Here is a 19,179-nt window from a genome sequence, read left to right on the forward strand (position 1 = left end):
AAAATTTGGAGCGTAGACGCCACAAAAAAGCCCCCCAGATCAGTCTGGGGGGCTTTTTTGTGGCGTCTTTATAGCCTAGCAATACTCTTCGAATGCGCCTTGCAGGTTATTTACAATACGCATCGTGTCGCTGCCCTCAATGTGGTAGCGCTCAATCATATGCACCAGCTCGCCATCCTTAAACAAGGCAATGCAAGGGGAAGAAGGCGGATAAGGCAACATGTGCTGACGTGCTTTCTCAACGGCTTCGGTTTCCATGCCGGCAAACACGGTCACCAGCTTAGCCGGTTTCTTGTCGGTGCTGGCCAAGGCCATTTTCAGAGCGGGGCGGGCTTTAGCAGCAGCGCAGCCACACACCGAGTTTACGGCTACCAGCACGGTGCCGCTCTGCTCGTTGAGCACTGAATCAACTTCTTCGGGGGTCATAAGCTGCTCGAATCCGGCTGACGTAAGGTCTTGGCGGATAGGGGCTACCATGTATTCGGGATAAGATGCCATGAGAGATATAGGCTGAAATGAAAAATCAAATGAGAGGCCCGAAGGCCGCGCAAAAATACGCAAACTTCGGCGCTGCCTGCACAACCATTATTTAAGGACACTGGTTGCGACTCATCATATTTAATTAAACATGATGAGTCGCACACGACATCTAGTACTGCCTACTACAACCGTTTAAGGCTAGTTTGCATGTCAAATTATTATTATTTAAATACAATTAAAATAAACTTATTAGGCATCTAATAAGCTTATTGAGCAAATAAAATTATATTTATCACCTGAAAATCATTTATATTGAATTACATGCTACGCATATATATTTTGTTCATTCTGGCTGGTAGTGCTGGTATTGCCCATGCTCAGGTAGACACAGTGCGCGCCAGTACGCTACCGCCCGCCCAACTAGCGGAGAAGCTCTATAACAGTGGCGTAACAAAATTTAACAACAAAAGCTATCAAGCTGCTCTTCAGGACTTTGATAAAGCGCTGGCAGCCCGTCCCGACTTCGCCAAAGCATATTATAATCGTGCTACCACCCGCTACGAGCTAAACGAGTATCCGCTGGCCGTGCAAGATTATGACGCCGCCATCCGATTGGAGCCTGCGAGCCATACTTCCTACTTTGGGCGGGGCCAAGCCCGCGAGGCGTTGGGGCAGCGTACGGAAGCAGAGCAAGACTATACTAAAGCCGCTGAAACCAAAGCTGATTTCGCACCAGCTTGGTACTATCGGGGAGCCCTGCGATTTGAAAAAGGCGAATATCAAGCGGCTAAAACGGATTTCGATCAGGCACTGAAAGCCGACCCAAATTATGCTTACGCCTACCACGACCGAGGTAGTGCCCAACGGCAGCTCAGCAACTTTGCGGCCGCCATTCAGGACTATACGAAAGCCCTAACACTACAACCCGACTTGCTACCTGCGCTGCTGAACAGAGCAGCAACGCGCCGGCGAGCAGGTGACCTAAAAGGAGCTCTAGCGGATTACAATGATTATCTGACCAAAAAAACGGATAACGCCATTGCGTACAGCAACCGTGGCAGTGCCCGCTATGAGGCGGCTGACTACCGCGGGGCAGTCGAAGATTTCAATAAAGCGCTCAGCCTCGATGCCTCTTATGCCTTTGCCTGGAATAATCGAGCGGCTGCGTACCTCAAGCTGGAGGATTATAAAAAAGCGGCTGCTGACGCAGGTAAGGCTCTCAGCCTTAACCCACAATATGCAGAAGCCTATCTCAACCGTGGCCACGCACGCGAAATGATCCGCGATGCAGCCGGCGCTTGCCAAGACTGGCGCAAAGCCGCCGAGCTTGGCCTAGAAGCCGCCAGTAGCTATGCCGCGAACTCCGGCTGTGGCAGCGAATAAAACAAGATATATACTGCGAGCCACGCGACGGCAAATGTCAAATGACTCCTGATACTGATCAGCTCAGGAGAAAACACATCAGAATAATACAGTACCAAAATGTATAAGCTATTTCTACTCACTATCCTGCTCTTTGCCCAGGCAGTCCACGCGCAGAGCGTGGAGTTTAGCAAAGACCGTTTCGGTGACGATAAAGAGGGCCTAAAAGCGGCGTTGCGCGAGATTAAAGAGGGCGACGGTAGTTACGACATGGATCCGCCCCGCTACGAGCAGGCCTTGCCTCACTACCTAGCCGCACAAAAGTTTAACCCAGATAATGCGGAGTTGAATCTTAAAATTGGTGATTGCTACCTGCATTCAGGCTTCAAGCCACGGGCGCTTAGCTTTCTGCAAAAGTCGTATAAGTTGAGCCCTGATGCTGATCCGCGCATTCATTATTTGTTGGGTCGTGGCCTTCATTTGAATGGAAAATGGCAGGAGGCCATTGCTGAATACAAAGCGGCTCAGCCGGCCACGGGGGGCAAAAATTCTGCTCCGATCCTGGTTGACATTCGTAAGAAGATTACTGAGTGCGAGAACGGCCAGAAAATGAGCAAAAAGCCAGTACGCGCTTTTATTGATAATGCTGGCCCCACTATCAACTCGTCCTATGCTGACTACAGCCCCGTAATCTCGGCTGATGAATCGGTGCTGATGTTTACTTCGCGGCGCGACAACTCAACGGGAGAGCAAACCGATCCCGAAACCGGCGGTTTTTTTGAAGATATTTATCAAAGTTCACGCACTGGCCAGAAGTGGGCCGCGGCCCGCAATATGAAAGCCCCGGTTAATACTGATGGCCACGATGCCACTGTTGGGCTTTCTCCCGATGGGCAGCGCATGCTAGTGTATGTGGAGGACAACGGCGGCGACTTGCACGAAGCGAATTTGCGTGGCGCCGAATGGCGCAAGCCGCAGCGCCTAGGCGCCCGCATTAACAGTAAAGGCCACGAATCGTCGGCGGCTTATACCCCCGATGGACGCAGCCTCTATTTTGTGAGCGACAAAGAAGGTGGACTGGGCAGCCGCGATATATACAAAGTGGAATTGGAAGGCCGTGGTCCGGCTCTGAACTTAGGTTCCGTTATAAATACGCCCTACGGCGAAGAGGGCGTATTCCTGCATCCCGATGGTAAAACCATGTATTTCAGCTCGGAGGGCCATAACTCGATGGGCGGCTACGACATCTTTAAAGCAGTGTTTGAGAACGGCAAATGGAGCGCGCCCGAAAACCTCGGCTGGCCCATTAATACGCCCGATGACGATGTATTTTTTGTGATTTCTGCCTCAGGTCGCCACGGCTACTATTCTAGTTTTCGCGAAGAAGGCTTAGGCGGCAAAGACATTTACCAGATCACTTTCCTAGGCCCAGAAAAGCCCCCCATGCTTTCCCAAGAGGATCAACTCCTCGCCAGTCGGGCCCAGCCTGTGAAGGAAGCGCTGTTAGCTCCGTCCGTACCTATTGCTACGGCTCAGGTGACTATTTTGAAAGGCGTAGTGACCGATGACGTAACAAAGCAACCGCTAGAAGCTACAATCGAAGTAATTGATAACCAGCGCAACGAAGTTATTGCTTCGTTTTTGGCGAATGCGCAGTCGGGCCGTTATCTGGTTTCGCTTCCTTCAGGCGTTAATTACGGCATTGTAGTACGTCAGGAAGGTTACCTGTTTCACTCTGAAAACTTCGATCTGCCAGCCGGAGCAGCCTATTCGGAGGTGATAAAAGATATCGGCCTCAAAAAGCTTGATGTTGGGGTAAAAGTTGTGCTCAATAATATCTTTTTCGACTTTGATAAGGCCACGTTGCGGCGTGAAAGCACCAGTGAGCTAGAGAGACTGCAAAAGCTATTGGCCGAAGCTCCAGCCTTGCGTCTGGAAATCAGTGGCCATACCGACAACGTGGGCCAAGCCACTTACAATAAAGATTTGTCGCAGCGCCGGGCTAAAGCCGTAGTTGATTACTTAGTGAGCAAAGGCGTCGATAAAGGGCGCCTCACCTTTGCTGGCTACGGCGATGCCCAGCCCGTGGCACCAAATGCCACGAAAGCAGGTCGCCAGCTCAACCGGCGCACGGAATTTAAAGTAACTGGCAAATAGCACAGCAGGCACATGTCACAAAAAAAGCCCCCCGGAGGATTTCCGGGGGCTTTTTTTGTGACATGTGCCTGCCAAAATTAGCGTTCATGCCCTGCTTCTTCGGCGGCTTGGGCCTCCGCATTAACCCGCAGAATATTGAGCGTTAAGTCCCATAGATCTTCGTAGGGAATGATCTCGCTTTCGGCATACGCATCGCCGGGCTGCGGAGCTTCGCGCAAACGGTTGAGCAGGCTCTGACCTTTCTTTTCGCAGGCCTGGGGGGCAAAATCTTCCCGCACCGTTAGCAGCAATAGCCGAAAAAACAGCTGGCTGCGCAAGGTGGCTGGGTCGCGCAAGTGGTTCTGCTCATACTTTCGCAGCCCTTCCAGACGGGTAAGCAACGCATCCAGATTGCGCTGCCGCAGATAATACAGAAACTGTAGCACCAAGATGGCCACATTATACCCCTGCTTGTCCCGACTATAGTCAGGTACGGTTTGGATAAACTGGCTGAACTGTAGCCGCAGAGAAGACCCCTCAGGCTGAATGAAGTGCAGGTACACCTCAAACAGGTCCCAACGCTGTATAGCCGCCGCACGCTGCTTCCCATAGTAGGGGTTTTTGCGCGCTAAACGCAGTATTTCGTATGCTTTGCTATACTCCTTAGCGTGCAAGGCCAGCAGCATGTAGTGCTCGAGAAAGTAAAACCAGTTGGCCGAGGAAGGATGAAAATCCTTGATATATTCTTCTGCAAGCCGTAATCCATGCTCTACCTGGCGGCCCCGCAAATGCGCCCACACACTGATGAACTTATTGAATCGGGTATCAAACCGCTTTTTATTGACCTTTCCCTCCTCAAATAAAGCCTCGGTAGTGCTGGTTATTTTAATGATTTCCTCAAAATTCCCTGATAATTCTTCGCGCATCAATTGTAAGCGATACACATACTCGAAGGTATTGTAGGTATTTATTTTTCGATGTAGCGCCTCTATTTTGGCAATGTGTTCGGAGAGTTCGTTTAATAGTACGCGCCGGGAACGCACCGTTTGGGCTTGCTCCATGCGCACACCCAAATACACATTTTTAGCCTGATCCTCAACCACTGCTATATTCTGGTAGTGAACCAGTTGAGAGGAGATGGATCGGTATTGCGTGGGCCTTCTTAACTGGGCGTATAAATCCCGTAGAAAGCCTAAACTCATCACTGTATACTGCGTAAACTCGCCTTCTAAGGCCAGCCGCAAACACTTACGAGCTAACCGTTCGGCAAGCTCAAACTCACTTTCCCTAAACAGAATGTTTGCCTGATGAAACAGTTCTAAGCATTGCAGCTCATATCGCCGTGAGATTAAATGACGAGGATCGGTATGATCAAGGAAGTATAAATGGTTGAGTAACTTCTTTTGTACTCTCGACTTCAGCTTTCGAAAAGCAGCCTGATTCGTGGAATTAACTTTGGAATAAAGTGCTTTTACGACCTGGAGTTGGGTGGCCTGCTGTTCACTACTCAGCATCTGTACGAGATCAATCTCTTTGTTGGAAGACGATTTCGCGCTAAAGTCAATCAGAGGAGGCATCCCAACCCGTCTATCTATAATTATTTTAGCCAGATTACTGATGTCTTCCATAGATAGAGTACAATTTTAGAAAATCGGATGTATTTGATATGTAATGAAGCAAATATCCATGATTTACACTTTCAAAGTAAGCAACCTACGACTTATACGCAGATTTAAAGCTAGCTAATTTCATAATTACACTATATCTTATTTTTATACCAAACTGATTCAAACTTGCCTTTCTATAATGCCAAATCTATGGGAAAAATAATATAATTAAGAATAGATTTGTTTTTTATTATCAATTATACCCAAATTAATATTTACAATATCCTAGTCATATTTACGCATTAATCTTCCTTTCATATTCTTCCCTGGTACCCCACATTTGTGTAGTTCATCGACTGAACTACACACAACTAACTGACACCATGCTAGAATTACTTGCTCTCGCCCTTCTTCAATTCGCTACTGTATTTTCTTCTCCTGCTAATGCTGACGGTGGCAGCAGCGGCTGGAGCGATGGCAATAAAACAGCTTCAGCTCAAGGCGGTAGCAGCGGCTGGAGTGATGGTAATCTAACAGCTCAAGGCGGCAGCAGCGGCTGGAGCGATGGCAATGCTCGCTAGATTCTATTCATACTAGAAACGCTCGGTAGACAGCTACTTTATCTACCATTTTATATACGCTTCGGGCAAGTTAGCTAAGATACATCTCCACCAGTTGGGGAATCTTAGCTAACTTGCCCGGCGCCGTTTCTACGCGGTTGTTAGCTTATGCGGCGACTACTCAGGGGGCTGGGGCTCTATCTTCTTATTATTTTGCTGCCCGCTTGCAATCCACAAGCGTCGTCTCCTGATGCTGTTCGGGTGCGGTGGGTGCGCGATCCTGAGTCTTTAAATCCACTCACAATCCCTAACGATCTTGCCAATCAGGCCATAGGGTTATTATACCAGAATCTGCTGACCGTAGACAATCAAAAGAAGGTATGGGTACCGTGGTTGGCCGAAAGTCTACCTACAGTTCAGTACCAAGATTCGCTAACGCTACTTACCTATCGGCTCAGAAGCGCGGCTACCTGGGACAATGGGCAACCCATAGTAGCTCAGGATGTGGCCTTTACCTTGAAGATAATGAACTTGCCGGGTTTGCCCAATGAAGTAGCCCGAACCACCTTCAGCTTTATTCAGGATGTGCGCTTGGACTCAACCGATACACGTCGGTTTACGCTTGTATGTCGGGGGCGCGCCCCAGAGTTCGCAGATGTTTCCGGCGATTATCCTATTCTTCCTGAGTACGCCCTAGACCCAAAACGCCAGCTACGCACTATTTCCTTAACGACACTAACCCAGCCCAATCCTATTTCTTTGAATGAATATCCCGGGTTAGCAGCTTTTGTGAAGCGTTATAATGCGGCTAATTTGGATAAGAGTCCAATGAATCTTCCTGGGTCAGGGCCTTACGAGCTGGCATCTTGGCGTAGCGGGCAAGCCCTAACTTTCCGCCGTAAGACAAACTGGTGGGCCGACCGACTGCCGGTACAGCAGCATCCCTTAGTAGCTAAGCCAAAACAGATTGAATTTCAGATTATTCCGGATAATGCTACGGCATTGCTGGCGTTAAGACGGGGAGACATAGACCTTTTCCCGATGGTCCCCGCGAACGAATTCGACCGTCTGCGTACATCGGAAGGCGGGAAGAAAACATTGCACTTTTATACAGCCGATTCCTATGAGATGGTCCTGGCGGGCTTTAATACCAGCCGTGCGCCACTGAATGATCGGCTGACGCGCCAGGCCTTAAGCTACTTATTTGATATACCAGCACTTATCAAGGCCACCCAAAATGGAATGGCATATCCGAGTGTTGGCCTCATCAATCCGCAGGAAAAGGCATTGTATAATGATAGCCTGCCTCTACTCAAATATGCCCCCCAACGGGCAGAAATGCTATTAAAGCAAGCAGGCTGGATGCGGCAAAGTACAGGCAGTTGGACTAAGTCCTTAGCAGGTGGTCAAAGCCAAGCTTTGGAGTTAAGCATTGCTTATCGGGCCGGTGATTCCACCTTCGAAACCATTGCTTTACAGCTCCGCAACACCGCGGCGCAGCTTGGCATACCCATCCAGTTGAGGCCCACAGAATCAACGCTGCTATTGGGCAAGCTGCGGACCGGCAACTTTGATATTTACCTGCGTACACTGTCAGGAAATCCCTTTGCCTACGATTTCAGCCCGCTTTTACACTCTTCGAGTATTGACATCAGCAACTTTACTCGTTTCGGAACACCAACAAGTGACAAGCTTATTAAAGCTATTGTACGCGAGGAAAACCCAGCCCAGAAGGCACAGTTGCTGCGCAAGTTTCAGGTTATTATGCGAACAGAAAGTCCTGTTGTTGTTCTATTCTTTTATCGCTACCGCCTCGCTGCAGATCGAGAGCTTACCAATTTGCGCGTATCGGGGCTACGCCCGGGCTACGACGTTACGACGATCGAACCTTTGCCGGAAAGTTAAATCAGCATGTGGCTTTTTCTGCTGTACCGACTTCTACGCACTATTCCAGCCACATGGGCCATTGTTTCGCTGGTTTTTCTGCTTAGCCGGACGCTGCCTACTGATGATTTATTGAACCAAGCTCTCCTTAATGAAAATACAGAAAGCCGGAGCATTACTACCGCCGAACGTGAAAATGCGCTTCTGCGGGTACAGCAACGCTTAGGGCTTGCTGGGCCTGTCTTCTATTTTTCCCGAAGTCGGTCATCTACAGGCACGGTATGGCAATGGAATGGCAGTGACAATCAATATCACCGGTGGCTTAGGAGCGCAGTGCACGGCGATTTGGGCCAATCATATCGCAGTGGCCAACCAGTTACAGCCGTGTTGGGTGAGGCGCTGCGGTTTACTTTGCCGCTTACCATCAGTGCTGCTCTACTGGCTACCCTGCTCTCCATAGCTCTGGGCTTGTGGCTTGTGTGCGGTGGGCCAGCATTTTTACTCACTATTCTGTACGGAATTGACGCGCTGCCCCTATTTGTAGTGGCTTTGGGGTTATTACTTCTGCTTGCCAATCCTGATATTCTCCCGCTTTTTCCTGCGTATGGCATGGGCCAACAAACCCTCGAAAATGCCCCCTGGAGCGAGCAGATTAGCTCTTATCTGTATTACAGCGCGCTCCCGTTAGCCAGTTTGGTTCTAGTGAAGCTACCCTCCTTGGTTGTTCAGCTACATGATGCGCTGCGGCATGAGTTGGGAGCTAATTATGCAATTACTGCTCGCGCCAAAGGACTCTCGACTTATCAGGTAGCTACGCGACATGCCCTACGCAATGCGCTACTGCCAGTCATTGCCTTACTCACCGATTTGCTGCCCGCACTTGTAGCTGGGGCCGTGGTAGTGGAGGTGATTTTTGCATTGCCTGGTATGGGCCGACTGATGGCTGATGCAGCGGCCGGCCATGACTTTCCGGTTCTCGTGGGGGCGTTTTATTGGTGGCAATAATGCGCTTGCTAGGCCTCATAGTAGCTGATACACTGTATTTTCTGACGGATCCACGAATTCGCTTGCAGGCATGAGACTGCAGAAAAAGGACAGTGCGCGGCACATAATTGCAATCGGCTGGTTGATGTTAATAGGGAGTGTTGCCCTGTTGGCACCTTGGCTTCCCTTGCCCTTTCCTCCCGATTCTATCGACCTGAATCATGTAGCGCAATCACCATTTTTGCCCCCCAACGACTCTGCAACTTCCCATCACTGGCTTGGGACCGATGGGGCTGGTCGCGATGTATTAACAGCATTGGTGTATGGAGCGCGCACTGCTTTCTTGGTGAGCTTGCCAGCAGCATTTTTTGCTACTGTATTGGGGACTTTTTTGGGCAGTGCAGCCGGTTTCTGGGGTAATTCTGGGCTTCGTATACCCATTGCCTACTGGCTAATGGGGGCATTGTTCTTTCTGGGGGTATTTAGTTCTGATTCTATTTTGACGTGGTGGCCACTTCTTTTAGGCATACCTGCTGCTGTCGTTACAAGTAAATTTCTAAAACGTGTACCTGCGTTGCGGCGCACTTGGCCCTTTCCGACCGACCGACTTGTTCTAGGGGCCGCGTCATTATTAGCATCAGTACCTCGGTTGGTGCTTATTCTGGCGTTAGCAGCCGTGCTAGATTCTTCTTTAACAGGCTTGTTTCTACTGTTAACTCTCACTTATTGGCCTGAGCCAGCTCACCTAGTTCGGGCTGAGCTTCTGAGGGTTCGTGCTTTGCCTTACATAGAGTCAGCTAGATCTATAGGCTTGTCTGGGGGGCAAATTTTGTGGCGACATGCTTTACCAAATGCTTGGCGAACTGTGCGCACGGCATTTCCACTTAGCATTAGTGCCCTTATTGGTTTAGAAACCACACTTTCCTTTATCGGGGTGGGCCTACCACCCGAAATGCCTAGTTGGGGCCGAACATTAGCAGCCGCCCGTCTTGATCCGACTGCTTGGTGGTTAATTATTTTTCCAGCTTTAGTACTTGCCGGAACCACGTTAGCGCTCCGTCAAGTCACTATCAATAAAATTTCTGCCTAATATTTTATTTTCTCTATGTCACAAATAACAACTATTTCTTCCTTTTGAGCAGATATATAGTTAAACGAGGTTTGATAGCATCATTATTTGTTTTTAGAGGCTTGAATTCATTAAAACCTCATAAAAGGGCAATAAGCAATGTTACTAGGTAAATCACACGAGTATGATAGAGAAGAATAAGCAAAAAATATTCAAATAGTTCAAGTCACAAAAGTGGGTTTACGTTCCTTTCCACGAGGCCTATTGAGGTCGTACTATTGTAACGAAGATCAGGCAGTGCCCGGAAGCATTGCTGGTTTTCACTCCGCTTGCCTGTTCTAAGTCATTATGCCCTCTTTACTTGTCAAACGTCGTCAGGGGTACGCTTTGCGTTACTTATTGATAGAAATGGCGCGGCAATCGGCCCCGCAGATGTCAGATTTCGAAACCATTGATGGAGACTTGATCCCCTATGCTGTGGCGCAATCTGCTTTGCGCAGTGGCCGGGCAGTCATAGTTGGTAATTTGCTTGTAGGCATGGTAGCCTCAGCAACAGATGGTAATTGGTAAAATTAAAATAAATGGTTTCGGCACGCGGCCTTTGCTCGCGGCGCTGCCGAAACAATAAAGGTTGTTGCAATAGGTGTGTTAAAAAACCCGCAGGTTCTGCCCGCGGGTTTTTTGCGTTTATGCTTCCTCCGTTTGGCGTGCTAGCAAGGCTATCCCCTCCTGAAAAGTATGTGGCTTGTAGCCCAGGTCGCGTTGGGCTTTACTAATGATGAAACCAGTGCGGGGAGGACGCTTGGCAGGCTGGGTAAACGTACTACCGTCGGCCTTTATAATCAGCGACTTGTCGAGCCCAAAATAGTCGGCTACCTGCAAGGCCATCTGGTACGGCGTCAGCAACTCGCTGCTACTGATATTGTAGATGCCAGTTGCATTGTGGCGCGCCACCAGCCAACAGCCCTGGGCCAAGTCTTCAGCCAAAGTAGGCGTGCGGAATTGGTCGTCTACAACGTTGATCTGTTTGCCGGCACGTAGAGAATCGCGCACCCAAAGCACAATATTGGTGCGGCCATAATCGTGCACAATACCATATACGAGCACTGTGCGCACAATAGCCCACGCGCCCTTACTGGCTTGTACAATCTGCTCAGCTGCCCACTTACTTTCCCCATAGAAGTTGATGGGAGCCGGTACCTCTTCTTCCGTTAGGGGGCCTTTTTCGCCGCTGAAGATGAAGTCAGTGCTCACATGGGTGAGGTGAATCTTGTGGTGCTCACAAGCTTCCACGAGGTGCTCTACGGCCGTCACATTCTGCAGCCAGCATGATTCCCTATTCAATTCGCACTCATCCACATTAGTCATAGCAGCTGTGTGAATAAGATGTGTAGGTTTTTCGTTACCTAACACCTGCTGAACTTGGGTGCGGTCAGTTACATCCAGCGGCACGAAGCGCAGATCAGGATAGAGAGATGCCAACTTGTTGGTCCCGCGCGAAGTGGCAATGATTTCTACGCCTTGTTGCTGGCGAAGCAGTTCGACCAACTTCTGACCTAACAATCCATTAGAACCGGTGAGCAGAATACGCATACACAAATTGTTTCTTAGATAGATGAGATTGTTACAAAGAACTACGGGTGATCTGCCAGTCTCTCAACTAGCAGATCACCCGCAACCTTAGTATTGATACCCATACAGCTCGGTGATTTTCTTTTTTTTCAGTTTATCCACCTTGACAGTCATCTTCACATCGGTGGTCGGCCGGTCGCGGGGGCCAGTGGGCTGCGTGGCAATTTTATCGATAACGTCGAGCCCACTGATTACCTGCCCGAATACCGTATAGGCCCCATCCAAGTGCTTTGTGCCCTGATGATTCTGCACAATGTAAAACTGCGACGCGCTGCTGGCACGGGTAGGATTAACGTAGTCGCCCTGACGGGCGGCAGCCACAGCCCCAAACTTATGGAGCAGTTCTGGCCGAATTTCGGCCGGGATGGTTGCGGCATCGGGCTGACCAGCGCCATCATTGTTTGGGTCGGTATCCTTGGTATTTGGGTCACCGCCCTGAATCATAAAATTCTGAATGACGCGATGAAAAGTGGTGCCATCATAGAAACCACTGTGTGCCAGCTTCAAAAAGTTAGCCTTATGCTGAGGCGTCATTTCAAAGAGAATCAGCTTCATCTCACCGAGATTGGTACTGATAGTAATTACTTCATCCTTTTTGCTTTTGCGGGGGGCTTTTTTAGCCTGAACCGCAAATGTGAAAGTCAAGATAAAAGCTAAAGTCAGCGCCCAGACGCGCGAAACATGGTTCATAAAGCTAAAACGCTAGGTGTAATTGGTTGAAATGACGTGGATTCCATGGCTGTCGAATACGTGCTTCAAGCTCATCTAGCCTAAAATGTGCTCGATTCTGACTCCCGGTGGCTGCGGATTTCAGCCAATATCTGCTTACCGCCACGGCGAAGCACGGTTTCGGCTAATCTAACGCCCATTGCATCTGCTTGATCAACGTCGGTAATGGCGCTTATTTCCTCTACGTACTGCTGCCCATCAAGGCTGATGAGACCGCCGTGGAGTTGCAGCAAGCCTTCATCGGTATAGGTAGCCAAGGCAAAGGATGGAATACTGCAGCCGCCCTCCATAGTGCGCAGAAACGCCCGTTCGGCACGCAGGCAGGCATGAGTATCCGTATGGTCCAGAATACCTTGGAGCGCTATCTTACGCCCTAACTCCAGGTTTTTGGCGCACTCAATAGCGACACTTCCCTGCCCAGCCGCCGGCACAAACTGCGTTTCGGGCAGCACATGCGTAATCAGGTGGTCGTACTCCATGCGGTGCACGCCAGCAAATGCTAGTACCAGTGCATCGTATTGCCCTTCTTCCAACTTGCGCAATCGGGTTTGGAGGTTGCCGCGAGCTTCCGCTGTAATAATATCTGGGTAGTAGCGCTTGAGCATGGAGCGCCGCCGCGTACTGCTGGTACCCAGCACAATGTTCGGCTGCTGAAGGGAGAAGCTAGGGTCGAAGCTGACAATTACGTCGTTTACCTTCTCCCGCTCCATAAAAGCCAGCAGTTCCAGATCATCAGGGATAGTGCTCTGTACGTCCTTGGCACTATGGACAGCAATATCAATAAAGCCATTCCGTAGGCTCTCTTCTAGCTCTTCCGTGAACACACCTTTTGCTCCGATCTTATCCAAAGAGCGGTCGAGCACCACGTCACCTTTCGTGGTGATAATTACTATTTCGGTTTGAAATAATTCCCGCTCCAAGCAGGCCGCTACATGATTCGCTTGCCACAGAGCCAATCGGCTACCACGGGTACCTATGCGAATGGGACGATTGAAGAGCGTAGTTTCCAACTAACAGTTTTACTTAATGACAACTGGTTAAAGCACGTCGGGGGGCAATTTTAACGCCGTCATACTTCGGCAACCCCAGCCTAACCCATCTGAGATTGCTTGTATCAAGCGCTTCCCTATGGTGATACAAAGCTACAAATGCCGTTAGCAATGGCATGGCTATAGCTTATTTAGCAGCAGCTATAGCAATTTAGCAAACTGTATTTATTGCCTTTACGGCATTTACGTAGGCATTTTCAGCAATTCAGCTATGCGCAACGAGGTATCCACGAAGACCATACGCGGATTCGCATTGCGCTCTACATGGTAGTGAGCATCGTTCAACTCAGTGGTAATAGACTCAGCATTTCTAAGATGCACGAAGCGGCTGAAGCGGGTCACGAACTGTTGCTCGGCGGCAGGCAGATGCGGAATTAATTGTGCGTCGAGGCCGTACAGCAGCACTTTGCGTAACAATCCGAGGGCGTAATGTAAAAACTCCTTTTGATTTTCACGCCCCATTTTCTGGAACTCGTCGCTTTTTTCCAACACTTTAGAAAAGTTGTCCTGGAAACACAGACGCATCCACTCAGTGAAGAAGGTGAAGTAGTCGTTGTCGGGGGCGGTACGGGCCGCTAGAGCAGCCCCAAGATTACCATCAGCTACCTGGGCAAGCTGGCGGGCTTTGGCCTCCGGTATGTGGTGCTCATCGTGCAAATAAGTCGTCAACTCATCTTCCGTGTAAGGCCGAACTACCACGGGCTGCACGCGACTTATAATGGTGGGCAGTAATTGCTCGGGTGCGTGGCTGACCAGCAAAAAAATGGTGGCCGCCGGCGGCTCCTCCAGTAGCTTTAGCACGGCGTTGGAGGCCGCAGGGTGCATGAGCTCGGGCAGCCAGATAATCACAATTTTGAAGCGGCCCTCAAACGCTTTCAGTGATACCAGCTTTAACAGTTGAAGACTTTCCTCCTTGGAAATGCTGCCTTGCTTGTTGTCGGCCCCAATGTGCTGCATCCAGTCGTTCAGCCCTTGGTAAGGATTCTCCAGCACAAACGTGCGCCAGTCGGCGGCAAACTTACTGCTGACTGCATCCTTCGGCACTTGTTTGGTACTGGTGACGGGCACAATGAAATTCAAGTCTGGATGAACGAGCTTATCCAGTTTCTGACAAGCTGAGCATCGGCCGCAAGAATCTTCATCGGTAGGGGTGCGGCCCTCGCAATTCAGAAATGTAGCGTACGCAAGGGCTAGTCCTAAAGCTGCTGAGCCCTCAGCGCCCCGAAAAAGCTGCGCGTGCGCCACGTGCTGCCGCTGCACCGATTGCACCAGCAACTGCTTGACTTTGGTTTGATCAGGTATTTCAGCGAAGCGCATGAACGTAGTCGCTCGGTTAGGTTAGTCTAATTCGTACTAGCTATCCAATAGCTTTTTCCCACACTCTATCCTTGGCTGTGGCCTCAAACACATGCTGCATGATTCCTTGCTCCGTGGCATCGTATTCAAGCTGACGCCGCGCCATAACGCGTTCGGCTACTTCGGCTACTTTAGGCAGTTTGAAGGTTTCGAAGCCGGCAGCGCCACCCCAACTGAAGCTCGGGATGAAGGTGCGCGGGAAGCCTGCCCCGAATATATTGGCCCCCACTCCTACTACCGTACCCGTATTGAACATGGTATTGATACCGCACTTACTGTGGTCGCCCATCATGAGACCACAAAACTGCTGCCCAGTATTCACGAAGCGGCCAGACGCGTGGCTCCAGATTTTGACCGGGGCGTAGTTGTTCTTAAGATTGGAAGTGTTGGTATCTGCGCCTAGGTTGCACCACTCTCCTATCACGGAGTTGCCGAGGTAGCCGTCGTGGCCTTTGTTGGCATAACCGAAAAAGATGGAATTGCCTACCTCACCGCCCACTTTGGAGTAAGGCCCTACGGTATTGTCGCCGCGCATTTTGGCGCCTGCGTTAATATGGGAGCCTTCGCACAAAGCCAGGGGGCCTTTTATAATAGCGCCTTCGTGAACCTGAGAGTTTTTACCCAGATAAATTGGCCCGTCTTCCGCATTCAAAATGGCTGCCCGAATTTTTACTCCTGGCTCAATAAAGATGTTTTCGGCGCCGTACACGATGGTATGGACATCGCCAATGGGCTCTGATTGCCGACCGCGGGTGAGTAGGTCGAAATCCTGCCGAATCTCGGCGCCATTACGCAGGAACAGATGCCACAATTCACTGATTACGGTAACGGGTTCAGCCACTTCAGTGGTGCTGGCTAAGCCATCCTGAATTAGCTCAGCTACTTTGCTGGCATCGGGAAGATGAGCAGCCACCAGCAATTCGCCATCAACGAGTGCTTGTCCGGGGGGCAAATTCTGTATCTGTCGCGCCAATAATTCATCGGGCAGCACGGCCCCGTTGATTACTAGAGCCGGACCGCTTACAGCCACAGCCGGAAACTTGGCTTGTAGGTAGGGTTCGGTCAGATAAAAAATCTCTTGGCCCAAACGGTGCTGCCACTTCTCGGCAATAGTCAGGATACCGCAGCGCAGGGCAGCCACGGGCCGAGTGAACGTGAAGGGCAACAGGCGCGGCCGAATAGCAGGATCGTCGAAGAGTAAGACGTGCATAGCATTTTGGTGACAGGCGTCACGAATCGGTTGTAATGACTGGGGGCAATTTGGCTCCCAGATATATTCGGCGGCAAGTTGGCACAAATAAAAACTCCCACCAGACATGCCAGCGGGAGTTTTTAATACTAGGTTCTGTATATCGCCATCAAGGACGGCGCAGAACGGATAACCGAATGACTACTTCTTCTGGTAGCGGTTGCGGAACTTCTCCACGCGGCCAGCGGTGTCAATAAATACGTTTTTGCCGGTGTAAAAAGGGTGCGAAGCGCTGCTAACTTCCACTTTTACAACTGGATAAGTCTTACCATCCTCCATCGTGATGGTCTCGGTAGAGTTCATCGTGGAGCGAGTGATAAATTTGAAGTCGCTGGAAGTGTCCTGAAACACGACTTCGCGGTACTCGGGATGGATGTCTTTTTTCATGATCGGAAATACCGTTAAAACCTTCTATGCCTGCCGATTTTGCGGAAGGGATTGCAAAAGTACGCGTTCCATTTGAAATTAAAAACTTACGAGCGGCATTTCACACTCCTTAAGCCTTATAATGAGTACGCTAGCGGTTTTTGATTAGTTTTGAGCACTACCCTTATTGCGTTTTTACTACTGGTTTATGGTGTATTCAACTGGTTTTCTCTTGGTTATACTTGCTTTGCAGCTTCGCTTTTCCACCTTACCACCCGTCAGAGAAGCCTATTCTTACGCTCAATATTCAGCAAGCACAACTCCACCCTTACCCTTTGCTCCGCAAGCATTCGCGTATCAGTTTCCTACTCAGAAAGGAGGCTCTGAGTTTGGGCAAAAGCTTTATTCGTCCAGCGCAGCAACGGACTCCATCACTTGGCAGGCCGATAACAGCAAATTATCTAGTACCCGAAACCAGCAAAGTGCCCAGAATGGCCTTCTTCAGCTCTGGAATTCCGTTTCGGAGGAGTTGGAACAGGCTTGGCACAGTATAAGGATACTGTTTCGGTAATCATTGTTATAATTATTTACCGCTCTTACTCACTCAGAATGCCGGCTTTGGTCGGCTTTTTAACACATATTTTCATCTGACTACATGCGTATCTGCTTTGCCACGAATAATGAACACAAGCTTACCGAAGTCAGAGCTTTACTGCCGGCGACGATTGAGTTGGTGAGTTTGCAGGAGATTGGCTGTCACGAGGAACTGCCCGAAACGCAGGATACGCTGTCCGGCAATGCTCGGCAAAAGGCCGAATATGTGTGGCAACACTATCAAACCTCTTGCTTTGCCGATGACACCGGCCTGGAAGTGAAGGCATTGGACGGCGCGCCTGGGGTATACTCAGCGCGCTACGCCGGCCCCCAGCGCAATGCTGCCGACAATATGGCCAAACTGCTCCAGGATTTGCCCCCCACAGCAGACCGTAGCGCTCAGTTTCGTACCGTTATCGCGCTGGTGCTGCCCAATGGAGAGTGGCAGGAGTTTAATGGTGTTGTGGAAGGCCGCATTGTGGAGGAAGCACGCGGACAAGCAGGCTTCGGCTACGATCCGATTTTTGAGCCCACTGGGCACGACCAAACATTTGCCGAAATGACAGCTGAGCAGAAAAACAGCTTAAGTCATCGGGGCCGGGCAGTAGCTGAGTTGATCACTTTTCTGAGCAACCGGGGGAGCTAGGCCGCGAACTTATTTTCAAGTAAAAAAGCCCCCCAAAACAAGTTTCGTTGTTTGATCACGGCTACTAGATGGTGGTTTAAACCAACTAGATAGGGTGAAGCAAGTAGGTTAGCTCGGCTACGTTTTTTTCAAAAAGGCGTAACGCTGGCGTCATTTTGCTTAATTTTGCACGGTTGGCCCTGCTGGTACGGGCCGCTTTCCCACCCCATGCAACATCCTTTCATCGTCGGTATTACGGGTGGCAGCGCCTCTGGCAAAACCACGTTTCTGCGCCGTTTGCTCGCTTCTTTTCCTGAGGACGATATTTGTCTGATATCCCAAGACAACTATTACCACCCGCGTGAAAGCCAACTGGTTGACCCCAATGGCGTCACTAATTTTGACTTACCTTCTTCTATTGACTCGGCAGCCTATGCGGCCGATGTGTTGCGCATCAGTCAGGGGCTGGAGGTTCGGCGCCCGGAGTACACGTTTAACAACCCGAATGTTCAGCCCAAAGAGCTGGTGTTTCGCCCTTCCCCTATCGTTGTGGTGGAGGGCATTTTTGTTTTTTACTTCGAGGAAGTCGCGCGCCTTCTCGACCTGAAGGTGTACATCGATGCCCGCGAGCATGTGAAGTTGCAGCGCCGCATTGTGCGCGACCGCGACGAGCGGGGCTACGATTTAGAGGATGTGCTCTACCGCTATACCCACCACGTAGCGCCTACTTACGAGAAATATATCAAGCCTTTCAAGCAGGATGCCGACATCGTGATTCCGAATAACAGACACTTTGATAAAGGTCTAGAAGTATTGGTTTCATTTCTGCGCACCAAAGTGGCCGCCGCTCGCCAAGAGTAGGCTTTTTCATAGGGAAGCAAACACAAAGAGCGTAGCTACACGGTTACGCTCTTTGTGTTTACAATAGCTGTTGAGCAGTGTTTGAGTGACTCATTTTTGAATCATTTGGTAGCAGCAGCAGTTGCATTTAGCGGTTAAAATAGCCACCCGAGATGTAACTACTTTGGGCTGCGCAGTCCAAATGGCTATATTTGTAGCGTTTAGTTTGCTAATGGTCTCTGCTCGCCTCACTTTTTTAGCTCATTTCCGTTTCGTGCTGCTCGCGGCTACGTTGCTATTTGTGCTGGGGCTAAACCACCGGACAGTGGCTACGCTGCGGGTGCCTGGGGGCAAATGGCGCGTATTGGCGCGGCCCCAAAGGCAGCTGTAGTAAAGCAGAAAGTAACTCTGGAAGCCACGGGTAGCGCCGCCGTTTGGCTAGCCCCCGCTGCCGACGCTTGGTTTCCGGCGTCGGTGCCTCTTACCTGGCCTCGCTTGCTGGCGAAGACCTTAAAATTTGCCCCCCAGCCTGGTGCTATACCGGATTTTTTCCGCGCTCGCCTGCTTTTGGCTGCGCTCTCGCCGCAGGCTCCCTAGCTGATTTTTTGCTTTTCTACTGACCAGAAAGCTGATACACCGCTAGTATCGGATGCTTAT

At 50.1% G+C, this 19,179-nt stretch carries 19 protein-coding genes; 11 read left to right on the forward strand and 8 right to left on the reverse strand.

Going from position 1 to position 19,179, the window contains the following annotated elements; all coding sequences use genetic code 11:
• Window positions 1-75: 75 nt before the first annotated feature.
• A complete protein-coding gene (locus tag G7064_RS08205; RefSeq protein WP_133271769.1) occupies window positions 76-498 on the reverse strand; it encodes a BrxA/BrxB family bacilliredoxin in 423 nt (140 codons plus the stop codon).
• Window positions 499-801: 303 nt separating this feature from the next.
• On the opposite strand from G7064_RS08205, the gene G7064_RS08210 reads away from it, so the two are divergent.
• Both G7064_RS08210 and G7064_RS08215 read left to right on the forward strand, forming a co-directional pair.
• Window positions 802-1,863, forward strand: a complete 1,062-nt coding sequence (locus G7064_RS08210; RefSeq protein WP_166073208.1) for a tetratricopeptide repeat protein — start codon at window positions 802-804, stop codon at window positions 1,861-1,863.
• Window positions 1,864-1,962: 99 nt separating this feature from the next.
• Window positions 1,963-3,999, forward strand: a complete 2,037-nt coding sequence (locus G7064_RS08215) for an OmpA family protein (RefSeq protein ID WP_166073209.1) — start codon at window positions 1,963-1,965, stop codon at window positions 3,997-3,999.
• 77 nt (window positions 4,000-4,076) lie between these two features.
• Here the strand turns inward: G7064_RS08215 and G7064_RS08220 are convergent, their stop codons facing one another.
• A complete protein-coding gene (locus tag G7064_RS08220) occupies window positions 4,077-5,222 on the reverse strand; it encodes a hypothetical protein (protein WP_166073210.1) in 1,146 nt (381 codons plus the stop codon).
• Between the two features lie 746 nt (window positions 5,223-5,968).
• Here G7064_RS08220 and G7064_RS08225 point away from each other — a divergent pair.
• The 5 genes from G7064_RS08225 (at window position 5,969) to G7064_RS08245 (ending at window position 10,652) form a co-directional block, all read left to right on the forward strand.
• A complete protein-coding gene (locus G7064_RS08225; protein ID WP_133271765.1) occupies window positions 5,969-6,166 on the forward strand; it encodes a hypothetical protein in 198 nt (65 codons plus the stop codon).
• 147 nt (window positions 6,167-6,313) lie between these two features.
• Window positions 6,314-8,050 (forward strand): ABC transporter substrate-binding protein, encoded by a 1,737-nt coding sequence (locus G7064_RS08230; RefSeq protein ID WP_166073211.1) that lies wholly within the window; start codon window positions 6,314-6,316, stop codon window positions 8,048-8,050.
• A 6-nt stretch (window positions 8,051-8,056) separates the two neighbouring features.
• Complete coding sequence (locus G7064_RS08235; protein ID WP_166073212.1) at window positions 8,057-9,034, forward strand: ABC transporter permease; 978 nt, start codon at window positions 8,057-8,059, stop codon at window positions 9,032-9,034.
• 166 nt (window positions 9,035-9,200) lie between these two features.
• Entirely contained in the window at window positions 9,201-10,103 is a 903-nt protein-coding gene (locus G7064_RS08240) for an ABC transporter permease (RefSeq protein ID WP_166073213.1), read from the forward strand.
• 327 nt (window positions 10,104-10,430) lie between these two features.
• Window positions 10,431-10,652 (forward strand): hypothetical protein, encoded by a 222-nt coding sequence (locus tag G7064_RS08245; RefSeq protein WP_133271761.1) that lies wholly within the window; start codon window positions 10,431-10,433, stop codon window positions 10,650-10,652.
• A 117-nt stretch (window positions 10,653-10,769) separates the two neighbouring features.
• On the opposite strand, the gene G7064_RS08250 is transcribed toward G7064_RS08245, so the two are convergent.
• From G7064_RS08250 to G7064_RS08275, 6 genes are all read right to left on the reverse strand, one after another.
• Complete coding sequence (locus tag G7064_RS08250; RefSeq protein ID WP_166073214.1) at window positions 10,770-11,675, reverse strand: SDR family oxidoreductase; 906 nt, start codon at window positions 11,673-11,675, stop codon at window positions 10,770-10,772.
• A gap of 87 nt (window positions 11,676-11,762) precedes the next feature.
• Window positions 11,763-12,404 (reverse strand): peptidylprolyl isomerase, encoded by a 642-nt coding sequence (locus G7064_RS08255; RefSeq protein ID WP_166073215.1) that lies wholly within the window; start codon window positions 12,402-12,404, stop codon window positions 11,763-11,765.
• Window positions 12,405-12,484: 80 nt separating this feature from the next.
• The gene (gene hemC / locus G7064_RS08260) at window positions 12,485-13,453 is read right to left on the reverse strand and encodes a hydroxymethylbilane synthase (protein ID WP_166073216.1); all 969 of its coding nucleotides are present in this window, start codon (window positions 13,451-13,453) and stop codon (window positions 12,485-12,487) included.
• Between the two features lie 222 nt (window positions 13,454-13,675).
• Complete coding sequence (locus G7064_RS08265; RefSeq protein ID WP_166073217.1) at window positions 13,676-14,809, reverse strand: ATP-binding protein; 1,134 nt, start codon at window positions 14,807-14,809, stop codon at window positions 13,676-13,678.
• Window positions 14,810-14,849: 40 nt separating this feature from the next.
• Complete coding sequence (locus G7064_RS08270) at window positions 14,850-16,058, reverse strand: GlmU family protein (RefSeq protein WP_166073218.1); 1,209 nt, start codon at window positions 16,056-16,058, stop codon at window positions 14,850-14,852.
• 180 nt (window positions 16,059-16,238) lie between these two features.
• Window positions 16,239-16,484 carry a type B 50S ribosomal protein L31 gene (locus tag G7064_RS08275; RefSeq protein WP_133271755.1) on the reverse strand — a complete coding sequence of 82 codons (246 nt, stop codon included), beginning with the start codon at window positions 16,482-16,484 and terminating at the stop codon, window positions 16,239-16,241.
• A gap of 634 nt (window positions 16,485-17,118) precedes the next feature.
• Between G7064_RS08275 and G7064_RS08280 the strand changes: the two genes are divergently transcribed.
• The 4 genes from G7064_RS08280 to G7064_RS08295 all read left to right on the forward strand — a co-directional run bounded on the left by G7064_RS08280 (window position 17,119) and on the right by G7064_RS08295 (window position 19,119).
• Window positions 17,119-17,703: a non-canonical purine NTP diphosphatase gene (locus G7064_RS08280; RefSeq protein ID WP_166073219.1), complete on the forward strand. Its 585-nt coding sequence runs from the start codon at window positions 17,119-17,121 to the stop codon at window positions 17,701-17,703.
• Between the two features lie 207 nt (window positions 17,704-17,910).
• Window positions 17,911-18,543 carry a uridine kinase gene (locus G7064_RS08285; protein WP_133271753.1) on the forward strand — a complete coding sequence of 211 codons (633 nt, stop codon included), beginning with the start codon at window positions 17,911-17,913 and terminating at the stop codon, window positions 18,541-18,543.
• A gap of 211 nt (window positions 18,544-18,754) precedes the next feature.
• Entirely contained in the window at window positions 18,755-18,913 is a 159-nt protein-coding gene (locus G7064_RS08290) for a hypothetical protein (protein ID WP_166073221.1), read from the forward strand.
• A complete protein-coding gene (locus G7064_RS08295; protein WP_166073222.1) occupies window positions 18,877-19,119 on the forward strand; it encodes a hypothetical protein in 243 nt (80 codons plus the stop codon). The genes G7064_RS08290 and G7064_RS08295 overlap by 37 nt, the downstream gene beginning before the upstream one ends.
• Window positions 19,120-19,179 lie beyond the last annotated feature (60 nt).

Origin of the sequence: Hymenobacter sp. HDW8 (assembly GCF_011305775.1) — a bacterium.
Classification (GTDB): domain Bacteria; phylum Bacteroidota; class Bacteroidia; order Cytophagales; family Hymenobacteraceae; genus Hymenobacter; species Hymenobacter radiodurans.